At 58.1% G+C, this 4735-nt stretch carries 5 protein-coding genes; 1 reads left to right on the plus strand and 4 read right to left on the minus strand.

Annotation, left to right across the window (positions count from 1 at the left end; all coding sequences use genetic code 11):
• Positions 1–38 precede the first annotated feature (38 nt).
• From acrB to QZL67_RS07620, 3 genes are read right to left on the minus strand one after another with little or no spacing between them, the layout of a single operon-like run.
• Positions 39–839 (minus strand): acryloyl-CoA reductase electron transfer subunit gamma, encoded by an 801-nt coding sequence (acrB, locus tag QZL67_RS07610; RefSeq protein WP_022290133.1) that lies wholly within the window; start codon positions 837–839, stop codon positions 39–41.
• Between the two features lie 20 nt (positions 840–859).
• Positions 860–2002, minus strand: a complete 1143-nt coding sequence (locus QZL67_RS07615; protein ID WP_022290134.1) for an acyl-CoA dehydrogenase — start codon at positions 2000–2002, stop codon at positions 860–862.
• A gap of 42 nt (positions 2003–2044) precedes the next feature.
• Entirely contained in the window at positions 2045–2881 is an 837-nt protein-coding gene (locus QZL67_RS07620) for a 3-hydroxyacyl-CoA dehydrogenase family protein (RefSeq protein ID WP_022290135.1), read from the minus strand.
• 420 nt (positions 2882–3301) lie between these two features.
• On the opposite strand from QZL67_RS07620, the gene trmB reads away from it, so the two are divergent.
• Positions 3302–4348 carry a tRNA (guanosine(46)-N7)-methyltransferase TrmB gene (trmB, locus tag QZL67_RS07625; protein WP_022290136.1) on the plus strand — a complete coding sequence of 349 codons (1047 nt, stop codon included), beginning with the start codon at positions 3302–3304 and terminating at the stop codon, positions 4346–4348.
• 70 nt (positions 4349–4418) lie between these two features.
• On the opposite strand, the gene QZL67_RS07630 is transcribed toward trmB, so the two are convergent.
• On the minus strand, positions 4419–4735 hold a 317-nt coding region (locus QZL67_RS07630; RefSeq protein ID WP_292920101.1), incomplete at its 5' end, for a hypothetical protein.

Here is a 4735-nt window from a genome sequence, read left to right on the forward strand (position 1 = left end):
ACTGTTGAAGTTAGACATAGTCGTTTTTATCCCCTTTCTCAGATGATGTGCTTCTTAGCCAGAATCCCGGCCAGCTGCTCGCAGGTAGCCTTGTCAGCACCCTCCAGCATCATGCCGGCGCCCTTCTGGGGAGGCGTGAAGCTCTTGAAGATGTTGGTGGGAGAGCCCTTCAGGCCGATGGTGGTGGCATCGATCAGGGGATCGTCCTTCAGTGCCTCATAATCATAGGTAGTCAGGGGCTTGCTGTAAGCCTCGAACACACCGCCGACGCTCATGTAGCGGGGGTTGTTGAGCTCCTTGATGCAGGTGATCAGGCAGGGGGTCTGGACCTTGATGGTCATGTAGCCGTCTTCCAGCATCCGCTTAACGGTGATGGTGTCGCCATCCTTCTGGATGTCGGCGGCGTAAGTCACCTGGGGCAGGTGCAGCTTCTCAGCGATCTGGGGGCCGACCTGGGCAGTATCGCCGTCGATGGCCTGCCGGCCGCAGAGCACCACGTCGTCCTTCTCCACGCCGATCTTGTTGATGGCGGCAGCCAGGATCTGAGAAGTGGCATAAGTATCGGAACCACCGAACTCACGGGCAGACACCAGAACAGCCTCATCCGCACCCATGGCCAGAGCTTCCCGCAGCATACCGGCAGCGGGAGCGGGACCCATGGTGACCACGATGACCTTGCAGCCGGTGGCGTCCTTGATCTTCAGGGCAGCCTCCACGGCGTTCATGTCGTCGGGGTTGGTGATGGTCTGCATGGATGCACGGTTCAGGGTGCCGTCGGGATTGACAGCCACCTTGCCGGAGGTATCGGGGACCTGCTTAATACTGACAATGATCTTCATGTTAACCTTTACCTCCTATTTTACTTCACGCCCAGGTGGCTGGAAATCACCATGCGCTGGACCTCGGATGTACCCTCATAGATCTCGGTGATCTTGGCGTCGCGCATCATGCGCTCCACGGGATACTCACGGGTGTAGCCGTAGCCGCCGAACAGCTGGACGGCACGGCGCGTGACATCGGAGGCAGCCTCAGCGGCAAAGAGCTTGGCCATGGAGGCGTCCATAGAGTAATCCTCATGGTTCTGCTTCTTCATCGCAGCGGCATAGACCAGATACTGAGCAGCCTGCATACGGGTATGCATATCTGCCAGCTGGAACTGGGTGTTCTGGAACTGGCTCAGACGCTTACCGAACTGAACACGCTCCTTGGTGTACTTGATAGCCTCTTCCACGGCGCCCTCGCCCAGGCCCAGAGCCTGCGCAGCAATGCCGATACGGCCGCCGTCCAGAGTCTGCATGGCGATCTTGAAGCCCTTGCCTTCCTTGCCCAGCAGGTTCTCCTTGGGAACGATGCAGTCCTCGAAGATCAGGTCGCAGGTAGAGCTGCCGCGGATGCCCATCTTCTTCTCGTGCTTGCCCTGAGAGAAGCCGGGGAAGTCCTTCTCCACGATGAAAGCGGAGATACCGTGGTTGCCCTTGGTCTTGTCGGTCATGGCGAACACCACAAAGGTGTCGGCCACGTTGCCGTTGGTGATGAAGCACTTGGAGCCGTTGAGGACGTAGTGGTCACCCTCCAGAACGGCAGTGGTCTGCTGGCCGGAAGCATCGGTACCGGCGTTGGGTTCGGTCAGACCGAAAGCACCCAGCTTGCGGCCGGAGAGCAGGTCGGGCAGATACTTGCGCTTCTGCTCCTCGGTGCCGTGCTCAAAAATGGGCGCGCAGCAAAGAGAGGTGTGAGCGGAAACGATGACAGCCGTGGTGCCGCACACCTTGGCCAACTCCTCCACGCACATGGCATAGGAGAGAACGTCGCCGCCGGCGCCGCCGTACTCCTTGGGGAAATAAATACCCAGCATCCCCAGCTTGGCCATCTTTTCGACGGTCTCCATGGGGAAACGCTCCTGTTCGTCGAGTTCCTCAGCCAGAGGCTTAACCTCATTCTCTGCGAACTCGCGGTACATCTTACGGAGCATCTGCTGCTCGTTTGTCAGATGAAAATCCATACCACTTACTCCTTTTTACTTAATGGATAAACGCAGATGCGCTTACTTGGAATAGTCGTAGAAGCCCTTGCCGGTCTTCTTGCCCAGCAGACCGCCGCGGACCATCTTGCGCAGCAGCAGAGCGGGACGATACTTGGAGTCGCCGGTCTCGTTGTACAGCGTCTCCATGATGGCCAGGCACACGTCCAGGCCGATGAAATCGCCCAGAGCCAGGGGGCCCATAGGATGGTTGGCGCCCAGCATCATGGCCTTATCGATATCAGCCACGGAAGCAACGCCGGTCTCCACCAGGCCGATGGCCTCGTTGATCATGGGAATCAGAATCTTGTTGACCACAAAGCCGGGAGCCTCAGCAACCTCGACGGGGTCCTTGCCGATCTCCTGAGACAGCTTGTAGACAAAGTCAAAGGTCTCCTGGGTGGTGTTGGCGCCCCGGATGATCTCCACCAGCTTCATGCTGGGGACGGGGTTGAAGAAGTGCATACCGATGACGGGATGGTTCAGGCCGTTGCCCATCTCAGTGATGGACAGAGAGGAGGTGTTGGAAGCGAAGATGGTCTCGGGCTTGCACAGGGCATCCAGCTCATGCAGCAGCTCCTTCTTGGTGGCCATGTCTTCCTTGACGCACTCGATCACCAGATCGGCGTCTGCAGCAGCGGACTTCTCCTCCACCAGCACGTTGGCCAGCAGCGCGTCCACGGCCTCCTGGGTCATCTTGCCCTTCGCCACCCGCTTGGCAAGAGAAGCAGCCAGCTTGTCCTTATGCTTCTGAGCGGAAGCGACGGAGCTTGCATACATCAAAGCAGTGTGGCCCTTCGCGGCGAAAACCTGCGCAATGCCGCTGCCCATGGTACCTGCGCCAAAAATTGCTACCTTCATGTTCGTTCCTCCTGTTTTAATAAAATACGATTTGCTCGGATTATACCTGCATGATAGAGCTCTTCCGGCCGCCGTGCCCATGTCCTTTACCGCCGGATTATCCGCGGTGGAAAGCTGACTTCGGCTGACATTGCCAATTTGCTCACAATCTTTATTATAGGGTGCTCCCACCGTTTTATCAAGTCTTATTTACATGTGAAAGACCCTCTTTTTTGCTTTTTTACACTTCATACAAATTATCCGGTCATTTTTATGCGATTTTGTTAAGCCCTTAACAGGCTGACGCATTTCCCACTCCGGCAAACTCCCAATCTCTGCCGGAAAATCCATTTGCAGCTTCCCGCTTCCTGTGTTACAATGGGCAGGCTACCACAATTTGTTGTGGAATCTGACACAAGATGATCCCAGGAGGACGCGAGCATGCGCATGCGGAAAAAGAAGAATCTGATCCCCCGGATGGAGCGGTGTGCCGACCGCCTGATCCGGGACCCTTATGACCGGCGGGGCAAGTGGCGGGAGCTGATGCCCACCGCTCGGGAACTGCGGGTGGAGCTTGGCTGCGGGAAGGGCCGCTTTACTGCCGGAACTGCGGCGGCAGAGCCGGATGTGCTCTTTATCGCCGTGGAGATGGTGCCGGACGCCATGGTGGTGGCCATGGAGCGGTGCGTTCGGGAGGGGCTGAACAATGTGTTCTTTGTGGACGCCAACGCCAACCAGCTGCCCTACTTCTTCGCCCCTGGCGAAGTGGACCGAATCTACATCAACTTCTGTGATCCCTGGCCCAGCAAGCGCCACGCCAAACGCCGCCTGACCCACCGGAACTTTTTGAAACTCTACCGGCAGGTCTTGAAAGAGGGCGGCCAGATCCACTTCAAGACCGACAACCAGCCCCTGTTCGAATTCTCCGTGGAGGAGATGCCCCAGTTCGGTTTTGAACTCTCCGAAGTCACCCGGAACCTCCACGAAAACGGCCCGGTGGGCGTCATGACGGACTACGAGGCAAAGTTCCACGAGCTGGGCCAGCCCATCTGCCGGTGCGTGGCCACCATGGTCCCCTGGGAGGAGCCCTTCCCCACCGACCCGGAAGTCGTGGCGGAGCAGTGGCTGGACACGTTCGCCGCGGATGTGCCGGAGGCGGAGCTAGGAGCCCATGTGCTGGCAGAGGGAAATTACCTCTGGCACATCTTCTCCTGGAACCTGGTGCCCTGCCTCAGCGGAGACGAGGCCCGACAGGCGCTGAAGGAGCACGCCAACGAGGAGCTGTATCTATTTTATAATGAGTATCCCCCGGAGGATGTTCCCCAAGTGCGTCCCGTGACACTGGAGGAACTGGAGGCCATCCCCACAGATCGGGGCGCCAGTCCCGGAACCGACTGGTATGTGGTGGACCGGGCGTTCACCTGGACTTATGTCCAGACCCATGAAGAGGACTGCGGTCCCTATTTCTGCAAAGCTCCCCAGGCATAAAAAATCCCCCCGGACCGTTGGGTCCGGGGGGATTTCTGTATGGTGTTTCTTTTGGGTCCTGGAAGAACAGTCAACGGGAGGCCCGGCGGCAGCGCAGGCCAAGTCCGCACACCGCCGCACCGACGGGAAAGCCCGTAACTGCGTAGGCAATAACCCCCAGCAGTTCGCTGCCCCGATTCAGAAGCAGTACGGCAACCCAAACCAGAACAGACACCGCCGCGCCGATAACGGTGATGCGCCAGCCGTCGGGCCTGGATCGCCTGGAAAAGCGCACCATGACCCCCGCCAGAAACAGCGGCAGCATCACCGGCAGAATATAGAGCAGATTCAGCAGTTGCTCCTTCATCATAAGCTCCTTTCCGATAAGGTACAATAAGTTTCGCAAAT

Origin of the sequence: Oscillibacter sp. CAG:155, assembly GCA_000436875.1 — a bacterium.
In the GTDB taxonomy this organism is placed as follows: Bacteria; Bacillota; Clostridia; order Oscillospirales; family Oscillospiraceae; genus Oscillibacter.